21 protein-coding genes are annotated in these 19679 nt (G+C 68.1%); 13 read left to right on the forward strand and 8 right to left on the reverse strand.

Going from position 1 to position 19679, the window contains the following annotated elements; genetic code table 11:
• Positions 1-4 precede the first annotated feature (4 nt).
• Positions 5-1249: a sarcosine oxidase subunit beta family protein gene (locus APZ15_RS22360; protein ID WP_006480591.1), complete on the reverse strand. Its 1245-nt coding sequence runs from the start codon at positions 1247-1249 to the stop codon at positions 5-7.
• A gap of 14 nt (positions 1250-1263) precedes the next feature.
• Positions 1264-2649, reverse strand: a complete 1386-nt coding sequence (locus APZ15_RS22365; RefSeq protein WP_027790628.1) for an L-serine ammonia-lyase — start codon at positions 2647-2649, stop codon at positions 1264-1266.
• 302 nt (positions 2650-2951) lie between these two features.
• Between APZ15_RS22365 and APZ15_RS22370 the strand changes: the two genes are divergently transcribed.
• From APZ15_RS22370 to denD, 8 genes are all read left to right on the forward strand, one after another.
• Complete coding sequence (locus APZ15_RS22370; protein ID WP_027790627.1) at positions 2952-4025, forward strand: GlxA family transcriptional regulator; 1074 nt, start codon at positions 2952-2954, stop codon at positions 4023-4025.
• 200 nt (positions 4026-4225) lie between these two features.
• Positions 4226-4930 (forward strand): FadR/GntR family transcriptional regulator, encoded by a 705-nt coding sequence (locus APZ15_RS22375; RefSeq protein ID WP_027790626.1) that lies wholly within the window; start codon positions 4226-4228, stop codon positions 4928-4930.
• A gap of 64 nt (positions 4931-4994) precedes the next feature.
• Positions 4995-5891 (forward strand): L-threonate dehydrogenase, encoded by an 897-nt coding sequence (gene ltnD / locus APZ15_RS22380; protein ID WP_330996593.1) that lies wholly within the window; start codon positions 4995-4997, stop codon positions 5889-5891.
• A gap of 19 nt (positions 5892-5910) precedes the next feature.
• Positions 5911-7200 carry a 3-oxo-tetronate kinase gene (otnK, locus tag APZ15_RS22385; protein ID WP_027790624.1) on the forward strand — a complete coding sequence of 430 codons (1290 nt, stop codon included), beginning with the start codon at positions 5911-5913 and terminating at the stop codon, positions 7198-7200.
• The gene (gene otnC, locus APZ15_RS22390; protein ID WP_021156336.1) at positions 7197-7835 is read left to right on the forward strand and encodes a 3-oxo-tetronate 4-phosphate decarboxylase; all 639 of its coding nucleotides are present in this window, start codon (positions 7197-7199) and stop codon (positions 7833-7835) included. Before otnK ends, otnC begins: the two co-directional genes overlap by 4 nt.
• A gap of 113 nt (positions 7836-7948) precedes the next feature.
• Positions 7949-9274, forward strand: coding sequence for an MFS transporter (locus APZ15_RS22395; protein ID WP_027790623.1), 1326 nt, complete (start codon positions 7949-7951; stop codon positions 9272-9274).
• A 76-nt stretch (positions 9275-9350) separates the two neighbouring features.
• Positions 9351-10130: a 2-oxo-tetronate isomerase gene (otnI, locus tag APZ15_RS22400; RefSeq protein ID WP_027790622.1), complete on the forward strand. Its 780-nt coding sequence runs from the start codon at positions 9351-9353 to the stop codon at positions 10128-10130.
• 28 nt (positions 10131-10158) lie between these two features.
• Positions 10159-11130 (forward strand): D-erythronate dehydrogenase, encoded by a 972-nt coding sequence (gene denD / locus APZ15_RS22405; protein WP_027790621.1) that lies wholly within the window; start codon positions 10159-10161, stop codon positions 11128-11130.
• A gap of 43 nt (positions 11131-11173) precedes the next feature.
• Here the strand turns inward: denD and APZ15_RS22410 are convergent, their stop codons facing one another.
• From APZ15_RS22410 to APZ15_RS22420, 3 genes are all read right to left on the reverse strand, one after another.
• Entirely contained in the window at positions 11174-12259 is a 1086-nt protein-coding gene (locus APZ15_RS22410) for a lysylphosphatidylglycerol synthase domain-containing protein (protein WP_027790620.1), read from the reverse strand.
• On the reverse strand, positions 12256-13425 hold the full coding sequence (hpnI, locus tag APZ15_RS22415) for a bacteriohopanetetrol glucosamine biosynthesis glycosyltransferase HpnI (protein WP_027790619.1): 1170 nt from the start codon (positions 13423-13425) through the stop codon (positions 12256-12258). Before hpnI ends, APZ15_RS22410 begins: the two co-directional genes overlap by 4 nt.
• A gap of 65 nt (positions 13426-13490) precedes the next feature.
• The gene (locus APZ15_RS22420) at positions 13491-13841 is read right to left on the reverse strand and encodes a hypothetical protein (RefSeq protein ID WP_021156342.1); all 351 of its coding nucleotides are present in this window, start codon (positions 13839-13841) and stop codon (positions 13491-13493) included.
• 279 nt (positions 13842-14120) lie between these two features.
• Here APZ15_RS22420 and APZ15_RS22425 point away from each other — a divergent pair, with 279 nt between their 5' ends.
• The 3 genes from APZ15_RS22425 to APZ15_RS22435 all read left to right on the forward strand — a co-directional run bounded on the left by APZ15_RS22425 (position 14121) and on the right by APZ15_RS22435 (position 16828).
• Positions 14121-14780 carry a response regulator gene (locus tag APZ15_RS22425; RefSeq protein ID WP_021156343.1) on the forward strand — a complete coding sequence of 220 codons (660 nt, stop codon included), beginning with the start codon at positions 14121-14123 and terminating at the stop codon, positions 14778-14780.
• Positions 14777-16231 carry an ATP-binding protein gene (locus APZ15_RS22430; RefSeq protein ID WP_027790618.1) on the forward strand — a complete coding sequence of 485 codons (1455 nt, stop codon included), beginning with the start codon at positions 14777-14779 and terminating at the stop codon, positions 16229-16231. Before APZ15_RS22425 ends, APZ15_RS22430 begins: the two co-directional genes overlap by 4 nt.
• A gap of 69 nt (positions 16232-16300) precedes the next feature.
• Complete coding sequence (locus tag APZ15_RS22435) at positions 16301-16828, forward strand: cytochrome b (RefSeq protein WP_027790617.1); 528 nt, start codon at positions 16301-16303, stop codon at positions 16826-16828.
• 267 nt (positions 16829-17095) lie between these two features.
• On the opposite strand, the gene APZ15_RS22440 is transcribed toward APZ15_RS22435, so the two are convergent.
• Both APZ15_RS22440 and APZ15_RS22445 read right to left on the reverse strand, forming a co-directional pair.
• Entirely contained in the window at positions 17096-17371 is a 276-nt protein-coding gene (locus tag APZ15_RS22440) for a DUF4148 domain-containing protein (protein ID WP_027790616.1), read from the reverse strand.
• 71 nt (positions 17372-17442) lie between these two features.
• On the reverse strand, positions 17443-17787 hold the full coding sequence (locus APZ15_RS22445) for a DUF4148 domain-containing protein (RefSeq protein ID WP_027790615.1): 345 nt from the start codon (positions 17785-17787) through the stop codon (positions 17443-17445).
• Between the two features lie 210 nt (positions 17788-17997).
• On the opposite strand from APZ15_RS22445, the gene APZ15_RS22450 reads away from it, so the two are divergent.
• Entirely contained in the window at positions 17998-18687 is a 690-nt protein-coding gene (locus APZ15_RS22450; protein ID WP_027790614.1) for an aspartyl/asparaginyl beta-hydroxylase domain-containing protein, read from the forward strand.
• Positions 18688-18783: 96 nt separating this feature from the next.
• Here the strand turns inward: APZ15_RS22450 and APZ15_RS22455 are convergent, their stop codons facing one another.
• Positions 18784-19149, reverse strand: coding sequence for an ASCH domain-containing protein (locus APZ15_RS22455; protein WP_027790613.1), 366 nt, complete (start codon positions 19147-19149; stop codon positions 18784-18786).
• 252 nt (positions 19150-19401) lie between these two features.
• Between APZ15_RS22455 and APZ15_RS22460 the strand changes: the two genes are divergently transcribed.
• Positions 19402-19671: a ubiquitin family protein gene (locus APZ15_RS22460; RefSeq protein ID WP_027790612.1), complete on the forward strand. Its 270-nt coding sequence runs from the start codon at positions 19402-19404 to the stop codon at positions 19669-19671.
• The last annotated feature ends 8 nt before the right edge of the window (positions 19672-19679 follow it).

The following is a 19679-nucleotide window of genomic DNA, read 5'->3' on the forward strand; positions in this document are numbered from 1 at the left end:
TCGTTCAGTGCGCGACGGCGGCTGCGCCGTGCTCGTCGATCAGGTGGCCCGTGTAGAAGCGGTCGAGCGCGAACGGCGCGTTCAGCGGATGCGGTTCGTCGCGCGCGATCGTGTGCGCGAACACCCAGCCCGAGCCGGGCGTCGCCTTGAAGCCGCCGGTGCCCCAGCCGCAGTTGAAGTAGAGGCCCTTCACGTCGGTCTTGGTGATGATCGGGCACGCGTCCGGCGACACATCGACGATGCCGCCCCACTGGCGGTTCATCCGCACGCGCGAGAACACCGGGAACATCTCGACGATCGCCTGCAGCGTGCTTTCGATGATGTGGAAGCTGCCGCGCTGGCCGAAGCCCGTGTACTGGTCGATACCCGCGCCGATCACGAGGTCGCCCTTGTCGGACTGGCTGATGTACGCGTGCACCGCGTTCGACATGATCACCGAGTTCACGACCGGCTTGATCGGCTCGGACACCAGCGCCTGCAGCGGGTGGCTTTCGATCGGCAGGCGCACGCCGGCCATGTCGGCGAGCGTCGTCGTGTTGCCGGCCGCGACCACCGCCACTTTCTTCGCCTTGATGAAGCCCTTCACCGTATCGACGCCGACCACCGCGCCGCCTTCGCGGCGAATGCCCGTCACCTGGCAGTTCTGGATGATGTCGACACCCGCGCGGTCCGCGCCGCGCGCGAAACCCCAGGCCACCGCGTCGTGACGCGCCACACCGGCGCGGCGCTGGATCGATGCGCCGAGCACCGGATAGCGGCTGTTCAGGTTGATGGTCGGCTCGATTTCCTTGATCTGCGCGGGCGTCAGGAATTCGGCGTCGACACCGTTCAGGCGGTTCGCGTTCACGCGGCGCTCGGTGTCACGCACGTCCTGCAGCGTGTGGGCCAGGTTCATCACGCCGCGCTGGCTGAACATCACGTTGTAGTTCAGGTCCTGCGACAGCCCTTCCCACAGCTTCATCGCCTTCTCGTACAGCGCGGCCGATTCGTCCCACAGATAGTTCGAGCGCACGATCGTCGTGTTGCGCGCGGTGTTGCCGCCGCCGATCCAGCCCTTCTCGAGGATCGCGACGTTCGTGATGCCGTGTTCCTTCGCGAGGTAGTAGGCGGTCGCGAGGCCGTGGCCGCCGCCGCCGACGATCACGACGTCGTATTCCTTCTTCGGTTCCGGGCTCTTCCACTGCTTTTCCCAGTTCTCGTGATACGAGAGACCGTTGCGGAACAGGCTGAATATCGAGTAGCGGCTCATGTTGTGGTCCTTCGTTAGCATTCGATGACGTTCACGGCCAGACCGCCGCGCGACGTTTCCTTGTATTTCGTCTTCATGTCGGCACCCGTCTCGCGCATCGTCTTGATGACCGAGTCGAGCGACACGTAGTGCTGGCCGTTGCCCTTGAGCGCCATGCGCGACGCGTTCAGCGCCTTGATCGCGCCCATCGCGTTGCGCTCGATGCACGGGATCTGCACGAGCCCGCCGACGGGGTCGCAGGTCATCCCGAGGTTGTGCTCCATGCCGATCTCGGCCGCGTTCTCGACCTGGTCGGGCGTGCCGCCCATCACCGCGGCGAGCGCCGCGGCCGCCATCGAGCACGCGACGCCCACTTCGCCCTGGCAGCCGACTTCCGCGCCGGAAATCGACGCGGTTTCCTTGTAGATGATCCCGATCGCCGCGGCCGTCATCAGGAATTCGACGATGCCGGCTTCGTTCGAGCCCGGCACGAATTTCACGTAGTAGTGCAGCACCGCGGGAATCACGCCGGCCGCGCCGTTGGTCGGCGCGGTGACGACACGGCCGCCCGCCGCGTTCTCCTCGTTGACGGCCATCGCATACAGGTTGACCCAGTCGAGCATCGACAGCGGGTCGCGCAGCGACTCTTCCGAACGCGCGCGCAGGCGGGCATTCAGCTCGGCCGCGCGGCGCTTCACGCGCATCGGGCCCGGCAGGTCGCCCTCGACCTTGCAGCCGCGCTCGACGCAGGCGGCCATCGTGCGCCAGATCGCGAGCAGCCCGGCGCGCACTTCGTCGGCGGGGCGCAGCGCGCATTCGTTGCGCATCATCAGCTCGGCGATCGACAGCCCGTGCTCGCGGCACTGGCGCATCAGGTCGTCGCCGGTGCGGAACGGGTACGGCACCTCGACCGCCGCGCGCACGCCGTTCACGCGATCGCCGTCGCGGTTCACGACGAAGCCGCCGCCGACCGAGTAATACTCTTTCTCGACCAGCAGCTGGCCGTGTTCGTCGAAGGCCTGGAAGCGCATCCCGTTCGGGTGCACGATGCTCGTGCCGCTCATCAGCTTGCGATAGAAGCCGATGTGTTCCTTTTCGTCGAAGCGCACCGTCTGCTTGCCGAGCAGCGACAGCGATTTCTCCGCGCGGATCGCGGCCAGCCGCGGCTCGATCAGGTCGGGATCGATCGTGTCGGGCAGGTGACCCTCGAGGCCGAGCAGCACGGCCTTGTCGGTGCCGTGGCCCTTGCCGGTCGCGCCGAGCGAGCCGTATAGTTCGACCCGCACGCGGCGCACGAAACCGAGCAGGTTCGCGTCCTCCACGTGCGACGCGAAGCGACACGCGGCGATCATCGGGCCGACCGTGTGCGAACTGGACGGGCCGATGCCGATCTTGAACAGGTCGAACGCGCTGACGTTCATCTGGCTTCCTCTGGATGGGGACATACATCAAGTGACGTTGGGCACCAGTACATCAAAGCGTAAAATCGGCCGATAGAACAAAAACGGCATCGGCGTGGGATACCGCCGCCAAGCGCCGCGCCGGCGGGCCGGAAAGTGCGTTTTGGCGATGGTTCGCGACGGAAAACCACAAGTCGCGCCGGAGCCGATCGGCGACGCTGGCTGCATCCGCGTCGCCCGGCCGTGCCCGACTGCCGTACCCGCGTTACCCGTATCGACAGACTGAGTGAGACCGCCTGCCCGGCGTGAAGAGATTGGCCGCGATGACACCCGACGTACCCGCTTCCCCCCTCGCAGAACCCGCACCGCGACGCATCCGCTTCGGCATCGTGCTGCTGCCGAACTTCACGCTGACGGCCTTCTCGGGCTTCGTCGACATGCTCCGGCTGTCGGCCGACGACGGCGACTACAGCAAGCCCGTGCGCTGCGCGTGGAGCGTGATCGGCGAGACCCTCGCGCCGGTGCGCGCGAGCTGCGGGATCCAGATCACGCCATGGGAAACGTTCGACGCGGCCGAGCCGTTCGACTACGTGGTGGTGGTCGGCGGGCTGCTGCATTCGGGGCCGCAGGCGGGCCCCGAGACGCTCGACTTCATCCGCCGCGCGGCGGCCGGCGGCGCAACGGTCGTCGGGATCTGCACCGGCGTGTTCACGCTGATGCGCGCAGGCGTGCTCGACGGCTACCGCACCTGCGTGAGCTGGTTCCATTACTGGGATTTCATCGAGCGCTTTCCGGCGGCCGATCCCGACCTGCTGATCGCCGACCGGCTGTTCGTGATCGACCGGCGCCGCATCACCTGCTCGGGCGGCCGCGCGTCGATCGACGTCGCCGCCGCGATCCTGCTGCGCCATTTCGATCACGCGACCGTGCAGAAGGCGCTGCGCATCCTGCTGGTCGGCGAGATGCAGAAAGGGAATGCGCCGCAGCCGCATCCGCCGGGCCTCGAGCCGGCGACGCACCCGAAGGTCAAGCGCGCGATTCTCCTGATGGAACAGCATGTCGGGCGGGCGCTGTCGCTCGACGAGCTCGCGAACAAGCTCGACCTGTCGACGCGGCAGCTCGAACGGCTGTTCAAGGCCGAAACGGGCAAGAGCCCGCAGGCGTTCGCGAAACAGGTGCGGCTGCGCACGGCCGCGTGGCTGCTGACCAGTTCCGACCGCACGGTGGCCGATATCGCGTCGAGCTGCGGGTTCGCCGATGCGTCGCACCTCGGACGCGAGTTCCGCAAGCAGTTCGGCGTGCCGCCGGCGACTTATCGGGAGCGCGGCGGCGAAGTGGCGGAAGCCGGCGCGACGGCAGATGCGACGGACGACTCCGTCGAGGACATCGCCGACTGACCGCCAACGCACCCGCACGGCTCTTTCCCGCCCGGTCGACCCACCGCGAAGCGATAGGCGATCGCGTCGATTTCCCTTCAAATGGAACCGGTTTCAGTTGATTTGACCGACGTTGCCCTCCGTTGATCGAGGGTTATCCCGGATGCTTCATCACGCTCAAATTTGTATGATGACCACATAACCTTACAAGCCAGAGCACCATGTTCGAGAAAATTCCCGCCCGTGCGATGAGCGACCATGTCGCGCAGCAACTGCTCAAGCAGATCGAAGTCGGCAGCTTCTCGGCCACCGGCAAGCTGCCGACGGAGGCCGTGCTCGCGCAGGAATTCGGCGTGAGCCGCACCGTGATCCGCGAGGCGATCTCGCGGCTGAAGAACGAAGGCGTGGTCGAGCCGCGCCAGGGCAGCGGCGTGTACGTGAACCAGCACGGCGCGATCCGGCCGCTGCGGATCGACTATGCGGAAGCGGTCGAGGCCACCTCGCTGCCGCACCTGCTCGCGGTGCGCCGCGCGATCGAGGCCGAGGTCGCGGCCGAAGCGGCCCTGCACCACACCGACGAAGACATGGCCGACATCGACGAGGCGCTGCGCAAGATCGACGATGCCGTGGCCGAAGGGCGCGACGGCGTCGCGGAAGACGTCGCGTTCCACCGCACGATCGCGGCCGTCACCGGCAACCCGTATTTCCTGAAGACGCTGCAGTTCCTGAACCAGTACCTCGAAGCCGGCGTGAAGGTCACGCGGCGCAACGAAGCGACGCGCGAGGACTTCTCGCGCCAGGTGCGCGAGGAACACGCGGCGATCGCCGACGCGATCCGCGCGCGCGACCCGATGGCCGCGCGCAACGCGGCACGCACGCATATGTACAACGCCGCCCGCCGTCTCGCGGAAGCCGGCATCTGCTGAAGCCGGCGGCCGCGGCCGTTACAGGCGCCGCCGCTGTCACGAACCTCTTCCGAATCGATCAAGGTTGACCATGTCACGAAATGTTGGAGTCATCGGCCTCGGCGCGATGGGCCTCGGCGTCGCCCGCTCGCTGCTGCGCGCCGGCCTGCGCGTGCACGCATGCGACGTGCGCGACACCGTGCTGCAGGCATTCGCGGCCGAAGGCGGCGTCGCCTGCGCGACGCCGGCCGAACTCGGCGCGCAGTGCGACGTCGTCGTCACGCTCGTCGTGAATGCCGCGCAGACCGAAACGGTGCTGTTCGGCGAGCACGGCGCGGTCGCGGCGATGAAGCCGGGCGGCGTCGTGATCGCCAGCGCGACCGTCGCACCGGAATTCGCGGTCGCGCTCGGTGAACGCATCGAGGCCGCCGGCCTGCAGATGCTCGATGCGCCCGTGTCGGGCGGCGCCGCACGCGCGGCCTCCGGCGAGATGACGATGATGACGTCGGGCCCGGCCGCCGCGTACGCGGGCTGCGAGGACGTGCTCGCCGCGATCGCCGGCAAGGTCTATCGCCTCGGCGATGCGCACGGCATCGGCTCGAAGGTGAAGATCATCAACCAGTTGCTGGCCGGCGTGCATATCGCCGCGGCGGCCGAGGCGATGGCGCTGGGCCTGCGCGAAGGCGTCGATGCCGACGCGTTGTACGACGTGATCACGCACAGCGCCGGCAATTCGTGGATGTTCGAGAACCGCGTGCCGCACATCCTGAACGGCGACTACACGCCGCTGTCGGCCGTCGACATCTTCGTGAAGGATCTCGGCCTCGTGCTCGATACCGCGCGCCGCAGCAAGTTCCCGCTGCCGCTGTCGGCCACCGCGCACCAGATGTTCATGAGCGCGTCGAGCGCCGGCCACGGCGGCGAGGACGATTCCGCCGTGATCAAGACCTTCCCCGGCATCACGCTGCCGCCCGCCCGCTGATTCGAACGACGTACCCGCCATGACCGCTCCCGTTTCCCGTCCCCTGCTCGGCTGCATCGCCGACGATTTCACCGGCGCGACCGATCTCGCGAACATGCTCGTGAAGAGCGGCATGCGCACCGTGCAGACGATCGGCGTGCCCGCCGACGGCGCCACGCTTGATGCGGACGCGATCGTCGTCGCGCTGAAGTCGCGCACGATCCCCGCGGCCGACGCCGTCGCGCAATCGCTCGCCGCCTACGCATGGCTGCGCGAGCAAGGCTGCCGGCAATTCTTCTTCAAGTACTGCTCGACGTTCGATTCGACTGACGCGGGCAACATCGGGCCCGTCGCCGATGCGCTGCTCAATGCGGCCGGCGGCGGCTTCACGATCGCGTGCCCGGCGTTCCCCGAGAACGGCCGCACGATCTATCGCGGCCACCTGTTCGTCGGCGACGTGCTGCTGAACGAATCGGGCATGGAAAACCATCCGCTCACGCCGATGAAGGACGCGAACCTCGTGCGCGTGCTGCAGCGGCAAACGAAGTCGCCCGTCGGCCTGATCCGCTACGACACGATCGCGCTGGGCGCGGCCGCCGTGCGCACGCGGATCGACCAGTTGCGTGCGGAAGGCGCACGATTCGCGATCGCCGACGCGCTGTCGGACCGCGACCTCTACGTGCTCGGCGAGGCCTGCGCGGGCCTGCCGCTCGTCACCGGCGGCTCGGGCATCGCGCTCGGCCTGCCCGCGAATTTCCGCCGCGCGGAGCAACTGCCCGAGCGCGACAACGCGGCGTCGCTGCCGCGTATCGACGGCCTGTCGGCGGTGCTCGCCGGCAGCGCATCGAAGGCCACCAACGCGCAGGTCGCCGCATGGCGCGCCACGCGGCCGAGCTTCCGCATCGATCCGCTCGCGGCATCGCGCGGCGAACCCGTCGTCGACCAGGCACTCGCGTTCGCGCGCACGCACCTGCCGCAGCCCGTGCTGATCTACGCGACCGCGACGCCTGACGAAGTGAAGGCCGTACAACAAGCGCTCGGCGTCGACGCGGCCGGCCATCTCGTCGAAGCCACGCTCGCGGCGATCGCGCGCGGGCTGCGCGATCTCGGCGTGCGCAAGTTCGTCGTCGCCGGCGGCGAGACGTCCGGCGCGGTCGTGCAGGCGCTCGACGTGAAGTCGCTGCAGATCGGCGCGCAGATCGATCCGGGCGTGCCGGCGACGGCCACCATCGACGCCCAGCCGCTCGGCCTCGCGCTGAAGTCCGGCAACTTCGGCACCACGGACTTTTTCGACAAGGCGCTGCGCGCGCTGGACGGAGCCGCACGATGAGCGACGAAGCGAAACTGCGCGAGGAGATCTGCGTCGTCGGCGCCAGCCTGTACGCGCGCGGCCACGCGGTCGGGAGCGCCGGCAACATCAGCGCGCGGCTGCCCGACGGCTGGCTGATCACGCCGACCGACGCGTGCCTCGGCCGGCTCGACCCGAACGACATCGCGAAGGTCGGCCTCGACGGCCAGCCCGTATCGGGCGGCAAGCCGTCGAAGACGCTCGCACTGCATCGCGGCATCTACGCGCGCAATGCCGAAGCGAACGGCGTCGTCCACACCCATTCGACGCACCTCGTCGCGCTGACGCTCGCGGGCGTATGGCGCGACACCGACGTGCTGCCGCCGATCACGCCGTACTACGTGATGAAGGTCGGCCACATTCCGCTGATCCGCTACCGCCGCCCCGGCGATCCGGGCGTCGCCGCGGAAGTCGCGGCGCTCGCCGACCAGGTGCGCGGCGTGCTGCTCGACCGCCTCGGCCCGGTGATGTGGGGGCCATCGGTGTCGCACGCGTCGTATGCGCTCGAAGAGCTCGAGGAAACGGCGCGGCTGTGGCTGATGACGAACCCGAAACCCGAACCGCTCGACGAAGCCGCGCTCGACGAATTGCGCGCCAGCTTCGGCGCGCGCTGGTAGCGACGTACCCCGCAACGATTCCCATGCCCGCCGTGTGCGCGGGCCCTTCCGTCAGCACACACAATGATCCGGCGGCGTACACGCCGCCGGCACACAACATCCTGGAGACGACGATGACTGCTCTCGACGCGGCCGCTGGCCGCTCGCCCGCCGCGCCCGCCCATGCCGCGGAACTCGACCGCATCTACAAGAAAGTGTTCTGGCGCATCGTGCCGTTCCTGATGCTCTGCTACGTGGTCGCGTATCTCGACCGCGTGAACGTCGGCTTCGCGAAGCTGCAGATGTCGCAGGATCTCGCGTTCAGCGAAACCGTGTTCGGGCTCGGCGCCGGCATCTTCTTTCTTGGCTACTTTCTGTTCGAACTGCCAAGCAACATGCTGATGCACCGCATCGGCGCACGCATCTGGATCGCGCGGATCATGATCACGTGGGGCCTGCTGTCCGGGCTGTTCGCATTCGTGCAGACGCCCACGCAGTTCTACGTGCTGCGCTTCCTGCTCGGCCTCGCGGAAGCCGGCTTCTATCCCGGCGTGATCCTGTATCTCACGTACTGGTTCCCGTCGCATCGCCGCGCGAAGATCATCGCGGTGTTCATGTCCGCGATTCCCGTGTCGGGCATCTTCGGCAACCCGCTGTCGGGCTGGATCATGGAACGCTTCCACGGCGGCTCGGGTTTCCACGGCTGGCAATGGATGTTCATGATCGAAGCCGTGCCGGCCGTGCTCGTCGGCATCGCGACGATCCTGTATCTCGACAACAGCATCCGCGGCGCGAAGTGGCTCGACGAACGCGAGAAACAACTGCTGGAGGACGAGATCGCCGCGCAGCCGCAGGAACAGCAGCAGCACGGCCACTCGCTGAAGGCCGTGTTCGCCGACCCGCGCATGTGGTGGATGTCGCTGATCTACTTCGCGTTCGTCACGGGCCAGTACGGCCTCACGTTCTGGATGCCGACGCTCGTGAAGTCGACCGGCATCACCGATACGCTGCAGATCGGCCTGCTGTCCGCGATCCCGTTCCTCGTCGCGATCGTCGTGATGAACCTGTTCGGCCACAGCGCGGACAAGCGCCGCGAACGCCGCTGGCACCTGATCGTGCCCGCGCTGATGGGCGCGGTCGGGTTTGCGGTCGCCGCGTCGTACTCGCACAATACGGCGGTGTCGATCGTGTTCCTGTCGCTCGCGGCGGGCGGCGTGCTGACCTGCGCACCGCTGTTCTGGTCGCTGCCGACCGCGTTCCTCGCGGGCTCAGCGGCCGCCGCCGGGATCGCGATCATCAACTCGGTCGGCAACCTCGCCGGGTTCGCGAGCCCGTACGTGATCGGCTACCTGAAGGACGTCACGCACAGCACGGCGTCCGGCATGTACGTGCTGGCGGCGATGCTCGTGATCGGCGCGATCGCCGTGTGGCTCACGCCCGCGAAACTCGTGAACCGCTGAACCGCTGAACCGCCGAGTTGCCATTCGACGCGGGGCGACGTATGCCCCGCCCCATTCATTCACAGGACCCGCTGCCATGCCACGCTTCGCCGCCAACCTCTCGATGATGTACACCGAGCACGCGTTCCTCGAACGCTTCGCCGCTGCCGCCTACGACGGCTTCAAGGCCGTCGAGTACCTGTTCCCGTACGACTTCGCCGCCGAGGACATCCGCGCGCGCCTCGACGCGCACACCCTCGAACAGGCGCTGTTCAACGCGCCGCCCGGCGACTGGGCCGCGGGCGAACGCGGCACCGCATCGCTGCCGGGCCGCGAGGACGAGTTCCGGCGCGGCATCGACCAGGCGCTCGACTATGCACGCGTGCTCGGCAACAGGAAGCTGCACGTGATGGCCGGGATGGTGCCGCCGGGCGCCGACCGCGCGCGCCATCGCGACACCTACCTGTCGAACCTGCGCCATGCCGCGCAGGCCGCTGCCGCGCACGGCATCACGATCCTGATCGAGCCGATCAACCAGCGCGACATGCCCGGCTATTTCCTGAGCCGCCAGGACGACGCGCAGGCGATCCGCGCGGAAGTCGGCGCGCCGAACCTGAAGGTGCAGTTCGACTGCTACCACTGCCAGATCGTCGAAGGCGATCTCGCGACCAAGCTCCGGCGCGATTTCGCGGGCATCGGCCATATCCAGATCGCGGGCGTGCCCGACCGCCACGAGCCGGATCTCGGCGAACTCAACTACCCGTATCTGTTCGAGCTGATCGACACGCTCGGCTACGACGGCTGGATCGGTTGCGAGTACCGCCCGAAGGCCGGCACGTCGGAAGGGCTCGGCTGGCTCAGGGCCTGTTCCCGCTAATTCACGCATTCCTCGGAAGGTAACGAACATGAAAGTACTGATCACCGGCGGCGCCGGCTTTCTCGGCCAGCGCCTGGCGCGCAAGCTGCTCGAGCGCGGCGAACTGAGCGGCCCCGACGGCCGCAGCGAGAAGATCGACGAGCTGGTGCTGCTCGACGTCGTCGAAGGCAGCGATTTCGGCGATGCGCGCGTGACGTCGATCGTCGGCGACATCGCCGATCGCGCGGTGCTCGAACGCGCGATCGACACGCAAACCGGCGCGATCTTCCACCTCGCGGCAATCGTCAGCGGGCAGGCCGAGGCCGATTTCGATCTTGGCATGCGGATCAATCTCGACGCGTCGCGCGCGCTGCTCGAAGTGTGTCGCGCCCGTGGCCACCGGCCGCGCGTCGTGTTCACGAGCTCGGTCGCGGTGTATGGCGGCACGCTCCCCGACGTCGTGCAGGACGACACCGCGCTGAACCCGCAATCGTCGTACGGCGCCGAGAAGGCGATCGCCGAGCTGCTGCTGTGCGACTACGCGCGGCGCGGCTTCGTCGACGGCCGCGTGCTGCGGCTGCCGACGATCAGCGTGCGGCCGGGCCGCCCGAATGCGGCCGCATCGTCGTTCGCGAGCGGCATCATCCGCGAGCCGCTGAACGGCGAGGAAAGCGTGTGCCCGGTGCCGGGTTCGACGCGGCTGTGGCTGCTGTCGCCGCGCGGCGCGATCGAAGCGCTCGTCGCGGGCTGCGAAATCGACAGCGCGAAGCTCGGCAACAAACGCGTGATCAATTTGCCCGGCCTGTCGGTATCGGTCGACGAAATGATCGCGGCGCTGCGCGAAGTCGCGGGCGACGAAGCCGTGAAGCTGATCCGCCATGTGCCCGACGAGCGCGTCGAGAAGATCGTCGGCAGCTGGCCGGGCCGCTGGGACACGTCGCGCGCGGAAGCCCTCGGATTGACGGGCGACACGTCGTTCGCGGACGTGATCCGCAGCCATCTCGCCGACGAACGGCGCTGATTCCCGCGCCGCCGGCCGCGCGGGCACGGCCTGCGTGGCCGCATCAATGCGGCCGGGCGGATTCCCCGATGGGCAACGACGCGCGTTTCGTTCCGCCCGGCCGGTTCGCCGTACCGGCCGCCCACTGCCACGCGAGCAGGCCCGGCAGATAGAACAGCAGGTCGCGCACGCGGCGGGCGCCGGCCAGGGCGAGACACGTCGGCGGATCGAACCCGAGGAGCCCGCCGATCAGCACGAAGCCGCCCTCCTGCACGCCGAGGCCGCCCGGCATCAGGAACGCGATACTGCTCACGAGCTGGATCAGCGCCTCGATCGCGAGCGCCTGCGCGAAGGTCGGCTCCGCGCCGAGAAAGACCAGCGCGAGCCAGATTTCCAGCGCGTAGCCCACGAACTGCAGGGGCTGCCAGATCGCGAGGTAGCGCACGACGACGCCGGTCTTTCTCCAGATCATCCGGATCGACTGATCGGTACGCGCCGATTCACCGACGAGCGCCACCACCTTCCCGCTCGTGACGCGGTTGAGCACGCGCATCGCGCGCTCGAACGGCCGCGCGTGCTGCACCAGCGCGAACAGCAGCAGCACCGGCACCAGGGCGGCCATGCCGATCGCGAGGTTACCGGCCACCCGGGCGGCATCGGACGAGACGTGCCCGAGCACGTAGCCGATCGCGACCAGCGCGAACACCAGCTGGCTGATCAGCGTCAGCTGCATGTCGGCGACGAGGCTGGCCACGATCGTCGCCGGCCGCACGCCCGCTTGCCGCAGCAGGCCGAACGACACGATCTCGCCGCCGATGCGCGCGACCGGCAGCAGCCCGTTGATCGATTCGCGAATCCACACGAGTTTCAGCATCGTCGCGAACGACGGCCGGCTCGGGCCGCGGATCAGCATCCGCCAGTCCCACGCATTCGCGAGCATCGGCAGAAGGTGAACCAGCGCCGCGAGCAGCAGCCCGGCGCCGGCAATCTGCAGGCGATGCAGGATGTCCAGCGGATGCTCGCGCCAGATCAGCCACACGGCGAGCGCCAGCCCGCCCAGCGCCGCTGCCTGCCCCGCGCGCCGAAGCCGCGCGTCGCTGCGCGTGGCGTTCCGGGCTGCGTCGCCGCCGGGGTTCGTCTGCGTCGTCATGATTCGCTCGCCGCCGACAATCGCCCTTCCCGGTTCACGCGAAAGCGCGTGCCGCGCCACACGACATGCGACGAGAAGAAGCTCGACACGAACACGAAGAACTGCAGGAGATCGACGAACGGCAGCCAGATTGCGCCGCGCAGCCCCGCGCCGGTTGCACGGCTGGTTTTCAGCATCAGCAGCACCCGCGCGGCGAGCGCCGCGACCGCCAGCGCGCACGCGGCGGCCGTGCCGCCCGAGAACAGCAGCGCCAGCAGCGCGAGCGGCACCGGGTGCATCAGCACCGAGCCCGCATGACCGAGGCGGTCCGCCGCGCGAATCGTGCAGCTCCAGCGCAACTCGTGGGCGTACAGCCTTGAGAACGTCTCCTCGACGCACGCATGCCCGACGACGAACGGCGGAATGACGACCTGCGCGCCCGCCTGCCGCACCGCTTCGCCCAGCGCGTGATCCTCGGCCAGGTGATGCGCGAATCGCGCGAGGCCGCCGATACGTTCGAGCGTCGCGCGCGTGATCGCAATCGTCTGGCCAAAGCAGGGCCGCGCACGCCCGATGCAGAGCCCGGTGATCACGCCCGGCAGGAAATGGTAGTTCGTCATCGCGACGGCGATCCTGGGCCAGAAACCCGGCGATGCGACACCGCGGTACACGCTCGTCACGATGCCGACATCCGGCTGCTGCAGCGCGCCGACGACCGCGCGCAGATAATCGCGCTCGACCAGCACGTCGCTGTCGGCGAGGCACAGCACCGCATACTCCGCGTGTTCGAGCATGTTCACGAGATTGCCGATCTTGCGGTTCGGCCCGTACAGCCGCGCATCGGCGACGACCTTGATGTTCGCGTCAGGGTAGCGTGCACGCAGCGTCTCGACGGCCGCGAGTGCCGCGTCGCCTGCATCGTGCACGCCGAACAGGTGCTGGACGGGGCCCGGATAATTCTGCACGAAGAAGCTTTCGAGATGCTGTACGAGCTGCCACTCGTCGCCGTGCAGCGGCTTCGCGACGGTGACGCCCGGATACTCGCGCGGCTGCGCCGCCGGCCTGGAAAAGAACCGCCCGACCAGCACGCTGGCCGCGACCGTATACGCAATACCCAGCAATACGCCCAGCCCGCAGACGATCGACATCGCGCCGGCCAGCGCGTGCAGCACATGCAGCAACACCATGCGATTCCCCAGTGGTGGCCCGGCGGGACCGTGGTGCGTCGGGGCGGGCACGCGCGAAGGCGGGCTCACCCGTGTGCGTAGCGGAACCGATTTCCGTTGAGCCGGATATGAAGGATGACCAACCGACGGTACGCGCAATCGGATGACACGGCTACCGTGTGACGATCGATTCCGGTCACGTGTACGAATCCGCAATCCAGCGCCGCTCTGAACGCCGCGCGGGCAAGCTTGCGGACCGAAAGGATCGCGGTGACGATCGCGACGACGGTCCACATGCGAAACGTCATCGTCGTGAAAAATGCCTCGGGTACGCGCAGCGCCAGCCATGAAACCAGCACGAAGCACTGGACGAACATGCCGGCCAGCGCGGCGATCAGCAGGTAGGCGCGCCATCGCTCGATCGTTGAGGGGGCCATGAGGAATGAATCTCCCGTACGGGCGACTCGCGTCGATCGGACGTCGATCGGCAAGGTCGCGGATTGACGGGCAAGCCTGACAGGCGTGACCCGGTTCGGGATCAGGGGCAGCGGAAAATCCCCCTGGAAACGGTGTGGCCGATGGTAGCGGGATTGCCGCCGCCGAACCTTAAGCGTTCTTCAGAATCGGGAGAAGTTTGATCCAGCACAATTACATTCCGTTGCGCGGCAGGCGCGTCGCGCTCGTACAATCGCAGGCATCCTGCCCCCGAATCGACCATGCGACTCCTCCTTGTTGAAGACGACGACCTGATCGGCAGCGGTCTCGAGATCAGCCTGACCCAGGCCGGCTATCACGTCGACTGGTTGCGCGACGGTCACGCAGCGGCAGCCGCCCTCGCGACCACGCGCTTCGCGCTCGTCGTGCTCGATCTCGGCCTGCCCGGGAAATCGGGCACCGAGCTGCTGCGCGCGTTGCGCGATGCGGGCGACACCGTCCCCGTGCTGGTCCTGACCGCGCGCGGCACCGTGGCCGACCGCGTCCGCGGCCTCGACGACGGCGCCGACGACTATCTCGCGAAACCGTTCGAACTGACCGAAGTGCTCGCCCGCTGCCGCGCACTCGTGCGCCGCTCGCAGGGCCGCGCCGGCGACGAGATCGTGTGGCGCGACATCACGATCGACCTGACCGCCCACACGGTGACACGCGATGCGTCGCGCATCGCGCTCACGTCGCGCGAGTGGGCCATCCTGGTTCAGCTGGTCAGCCACCCGGGCGCGCCGCAGTCGCGCTCGCGCCTTGAGGACACCCTGTACGGCTGGCAGGAAGGTATCGAAAGCAATGCGATCGAGGTGCATGTGTCGAACCTGCGCAAGAAGCTCGGCGCGGAACTGATCCGCACCGTTCGAGGCGTCGGCTACGTCGTCGATCTCGCATGACGTCCCGCTCGATACGGCGCCGCGTTTCGTCGATGGCGCTCGGCTGCGTGACGGTCGTATGGCTCGCCGCCGTGTTCGGCAGCTTCCGGTACGCGACGCGCGAGATCGGCGAATGGGAAGACGCCCGCCTCGTCGAATATGCATCGCTGCTGGTCAATCTCTCGCCTGCCGACCTCGGCCGCCTCGCCCGTGTTCCGCCGGACGCGCGTGTCGAACTGGATCGCCGCGGCTCGAAACCCGGCCCCGAAACCGACGGCGATCGCCTTCCGCGCGACGTGCTGTTCGAGGTGCGCGACGCACGGGGCCAGGTCGTCGCGTCGAGCCTCCCGGCCGGCGCCGCCGGCCTGCCCGACGCGCACGACTCGCGCGGTATTCCTGAAACGATCGTCATCCGCGACGCGTCGTGGCGTACGCACACGCTGCGCGACGACGCGTCGGGGCGCTGGATCCGCGTGATGGAAATCGCGAACACGCGCAGCGACCTGGCGACCGGCACCGCGCGCGGCATCGTCCTGCCGTTGATCGTCGCGCTCCCGGTGCTGGCGCTGCTCCTCTGGTACCTGATCGGACGCGGTCTCGCGCCGTTGAAGACGCTGTCGACGCTGATCGGCGCGCGCGACGCGCGATCGCTCGAACCGCTCGGCATCGCGGCCGTGCCGGACGAAGTGCGTCCGCTGGTCGACGCGATCGACCGCCTGCTGGCCCGGCTGCGGCAATCGATCGTGCGCGAGCGCGCGTTCACGTCCGACGCCGCGCACGAGCTCAAGACACCGCTTGCCGCGATCAAGGTCCAGGCCCAGGTGGCCATCGCGACCGACGATCCGGCACTCCAGCGGCTGGCGATGCAGCGGGTCGTTCAAGGCGTCGACCGCAGTGCGCGTCTCGCCGAGCAGTTGCTGCTGCTCGCGCGGCTCGACGAATACGAACGCATTCCGACACGCGCGCTCGCCGTTCGCGAACTCGTCGACGCTGCCCTCGACCGCCATCTCGCGAAGGCGTCGGACAAGGCCATCGACCTCGTGGCCGGCCCCGTCTCCGGACGCGCGATCGACGCCGATCCGATCCTGATCGGCATCCTGCTCGACAACCTCGTCGACAACGCCGTGAAGTACGGCCGCCCGGGCGGCCGCATCGAGCTCGGCGTGCGCGACGACGGCGCACTGCAATGCATCGTCGTTCGCGACGACGGGCCCGGCGTCGCCCCCGGCGAGTACGAGCGGCTCGGCGACCGCTTCTATCGCGGCAGCGGCGCGCAGTCGCCCGGCAGCGGGCTCGGGTTGTCGATCGTCACGCGCATCGCGCAATACCTGGGCGGCACCGTGCAGTTCGGGCCCGGCATCGGCGGCCAGGGCCTCGGCGTCACGGTTGCACTGCCGTCGGCGGACGCGGGCGAAGCGCGGCCGGCAGGCTCACCCGACGACCGATCACCGCATGAGATGCCGCGTGCTTAACGTTTCGTTAAGCATGCGGTCGTAGAATCCACCCGTCCAATACCGTCCCCGTCGTACGCAGGAGCCTTCATGTCCACACCCGCCCGTTATGACACCGTTGCGCGTTTTCTTCACTGGCTGATCGTCGCGCTGATCGTCGCCCAATATGCGATCGGCTGGACGATGCCCGACGTGCATCGCGATACGCAACCCGTCGGCCTGATCGCCGCGCACCTGATCGTGGGCACCGCACTGCTCGCCGCGATGGCCTGCCGCGTGCTGTGGCGCGCGACGCATCGCCCGCCGGCGAACGACCTGTCTCCCGCAATGCGTGCGCTGTCGGGCGTCACGCATTTCGCGCTCTACGCGCTGCTGATCGCCGTGCCGTTGCTCGGCTGGATCAACGCATCGTCGCGCGCGTGGGGCGTGACGCTGCTCGGGATCGTGCCGCTGCCCGAGCTGTCGGCGGCCGGTTCCGGATTCGGCCACGCGATGGGCGATGTGCACGGCGTCCTCGCCTGGGCGCTGTTCGCCGGCATTTGCCTGCACGTCGCAGCGGCGCTGGCGCACCGCTTCGTGCTGCGCGATCAGGTCCTGCAGCGCATGATGCCCTGGTAATCGCGCGATCGGCAGCACGGCATGCCATCGCGCGCATGAACCGGCCTGCCGCCAGCGCCGCACCCGTCGTCGCCCCGGCTCATCGCGCGATCGGCCTGCCCGACCATCGCGCGCCGCCGGCCAGATGATCGCGGCGCCGAGCGAAGCGGCGCACGATGACGGGCACGGCGGCCGGTGTCCTTCCACCGCGTCGGGCGGCACGAACGGCTGCCGGACGGCCGTGCCGCGAACACGACGGCCTGAAGTCGCACAAGACCATATCGACACCTAGTTGCTGTTCTGCGCCGGCATACCGGCCGCCGGTGCATGCGCGGCGGCAGCCGCCATCCGGGCCCGGTCCTGTTCGGCAAGCTTCGCTTGCGCCGCCTGGATGTCCGCCGGATACTCGCCGTCGTCCCCTTTCGCCGGGTCGTACCCGGCTGCTTCCAGGCGCATCAATTCGTCGCGAACCTGCGCGCGCGTCAGCGGCGCGGCCGATTGCGCGAAGGCAGACTGACCGGCGATCGCGCCGATCATCATCAGTAGTGCGATATATGTTTTCATCATGAACTCCTTCAATGTTGGATCTCGATCAAGCTTGGGAAATGCGTGACCTGCGGATGCAGGCGGGTACGTCAGCTGCCGAAATAGATCGTGCAGAAACTCGCGGGGCCGACGCATGCGGCAGCGCGCGGACGGGGCGACATCGTCGCCGGCTTGCCGGCTTCGGATGAATCGGTCGGATCGCTGCCGACCGCCGTGCTCGCCTGGCGCTGCGGCATCTGTTCGGCCTGTTGCCGGAACAGCGGGCTCACGTCCGGATACGACGTATCGGTCACGAAGCGCAACCCGTTGTTTTCCGCGTCGATCAGTTGTTGCGTAACCTGCGCGCGCGTCAGCGCCTGTGCCGACGCTTGCGTCGCGACACCCGCGACGGACATCGCCACCACCGTGGCGGCCACCAGCCAATGCGTGTTCATGTTTCACTCCTTCAGAAGTCAACGAGACGACGTGCTACACCCGTATGACGACGGAGGGGCTGCGTTTATTCCCGGCCTTTCGATCCGCGAGCGCCGGGTGTTCATCAAGCTGTCATTCATTCGTCAGCGGGCGTAACCTGACGTAACGCAGCGCCCGTTGCGGTTCGGGCAGACTGACGTCACCTCATACGGATCGCGTTCCGATCGACCATGTCCGTCGCTTACGACTATGCAGCCGGCCTGCTTCGCAAGCTGTACGACCGCCATATCGATGGCGGCGCGGTGCTCGACACGGGCGCGTTCCCGGACGCCGAGCGTTTCGTGCGCGCCTGGCCCGCGATCCAGGCCGAAGCGCTCGCCGTCGCGCGCGACATGCCGCGCATCCCGCGCTTCCACGAGATCATGCGCGAGCAGTACGACATCTCGGCCAACGATGCACGCGACTGGCGGATGTTCATCATGCAGGCGTACGGCCAGCCGTTCCCGCGCAACCTGTCGCGCTGCCCGACCGTCGCGTCGATCGTCGCGACGTCGCCGGACGTGCTGTCCGCATCGCTGTCGTTCCTCGCACCCGGCAAGCACATTCCACCGCATCGCGGGCCGTTTCGCGGCATCCTGCGCGGCTATCTCGTGCTGTCGATGCCGAAGCGCGCGGACGGCGTGCCGGCCGCCGTGCTGAAGGTGGACGGCCACGAATTCCGGCTCGACGAAGGCCGTTTCCTGCTGTGGGACGATACGTTCATGCACGAGGTGTGGAACGACAGCGACGCCGTGCGGATCGTGCTCCTGCTCGATATCCGCCGACGCGGGATGCCGCGCCTGCTCACGTGGCTGTCGAATGCGGTGATCGGCATCGTGCGGATCGGGATCAGGATTCGCGGGCGATCGATTCCGGTTTAGCGCGGGCGGCGGGCACGCTCCGGGTGATCCTTCGTCTCGACTGCCCTCTCTTGTGTCGAAAGGGCGTTCGGCTCGCCCCTGATGCAGGCGAAATCATCAGGATACCTTTCCGAAATCATCCGGCAACGCATAGATGCCGCGCTTCGCGACGCACGGAACAGGCGGCGCGATCTGCCGAACGTTCTCCAGTTCCCAGCACACGTATCCGGCACACCATTGCTTGCCTTGCGAGCGGGCTTCGTCGGGCGTCCAATCGTGCACCCCCACGACATCGACCATCGCGAGCGCGATACCGTCGGGATCCTCCTGCCCGTCCTGTCGCAGGAAGATCGCGTTCTGCACCAGCACGAGATCGCGCAACGGGATGGCCGGCGGCGCCCACGAGCGGATTTCCACGCGTTTGCGGCCCGCGACGATATCGTCGACGGCCGGGTTGACGATCGACAGCGCGGATCGCGGCATGGCGGGGATTTCCTTCATCGGCAAGTGGAGAGCGTGCGACCGTCGAGCGGCACGGCGGCACGGCGGCACGGCGGCACGGCGGCACGGCGGCACGGCGGCACGGGCAGGATTGTTGCCGATCCGCGTGATCGTGTCGACCGCAACGGATCGGCACGCCGGCGCACGGCGACTACGAGACGCCGTCTTTGCGCCCCCGACGGATCGCCTAAACTAAAGACCGTCCCCTCCGCGCGGCTCCTGCCAGCCACCGCCATGGCGCACCTCTTCTTCGCCGCCTCGATCCAGCGGCATATCGAAACGCCCGAGCGCGAAATCGACGCCCGCACGCTCGGCGAAGCATTCGACACCGTTTTCGGCGAGCAGCCGCGACTGCGCGGCTACATCCTCGACGACCAGGGCGCGCTGCGCAAACACCTGTCGGTATTCATCGACGGCCAGCCGATACGCGACCGTCAGCGCCTGTCCGACGTGCTCGGCAACGCGAGCCGGGTCTATGTCGTACAGGCGCTGACGGGCGGATAAAGGGACGC

The organism is Burkholderia cepacia ATCC 25416, assembly GCF_001411495.1.
Taxonomy (GTDB): domain Bacteria; phylum Pseudomonadota; class Gammaproteobacteria; order Burkholderiales; family Burkholderiaceae; genus Burkholderia; species Burkholderia cepacia.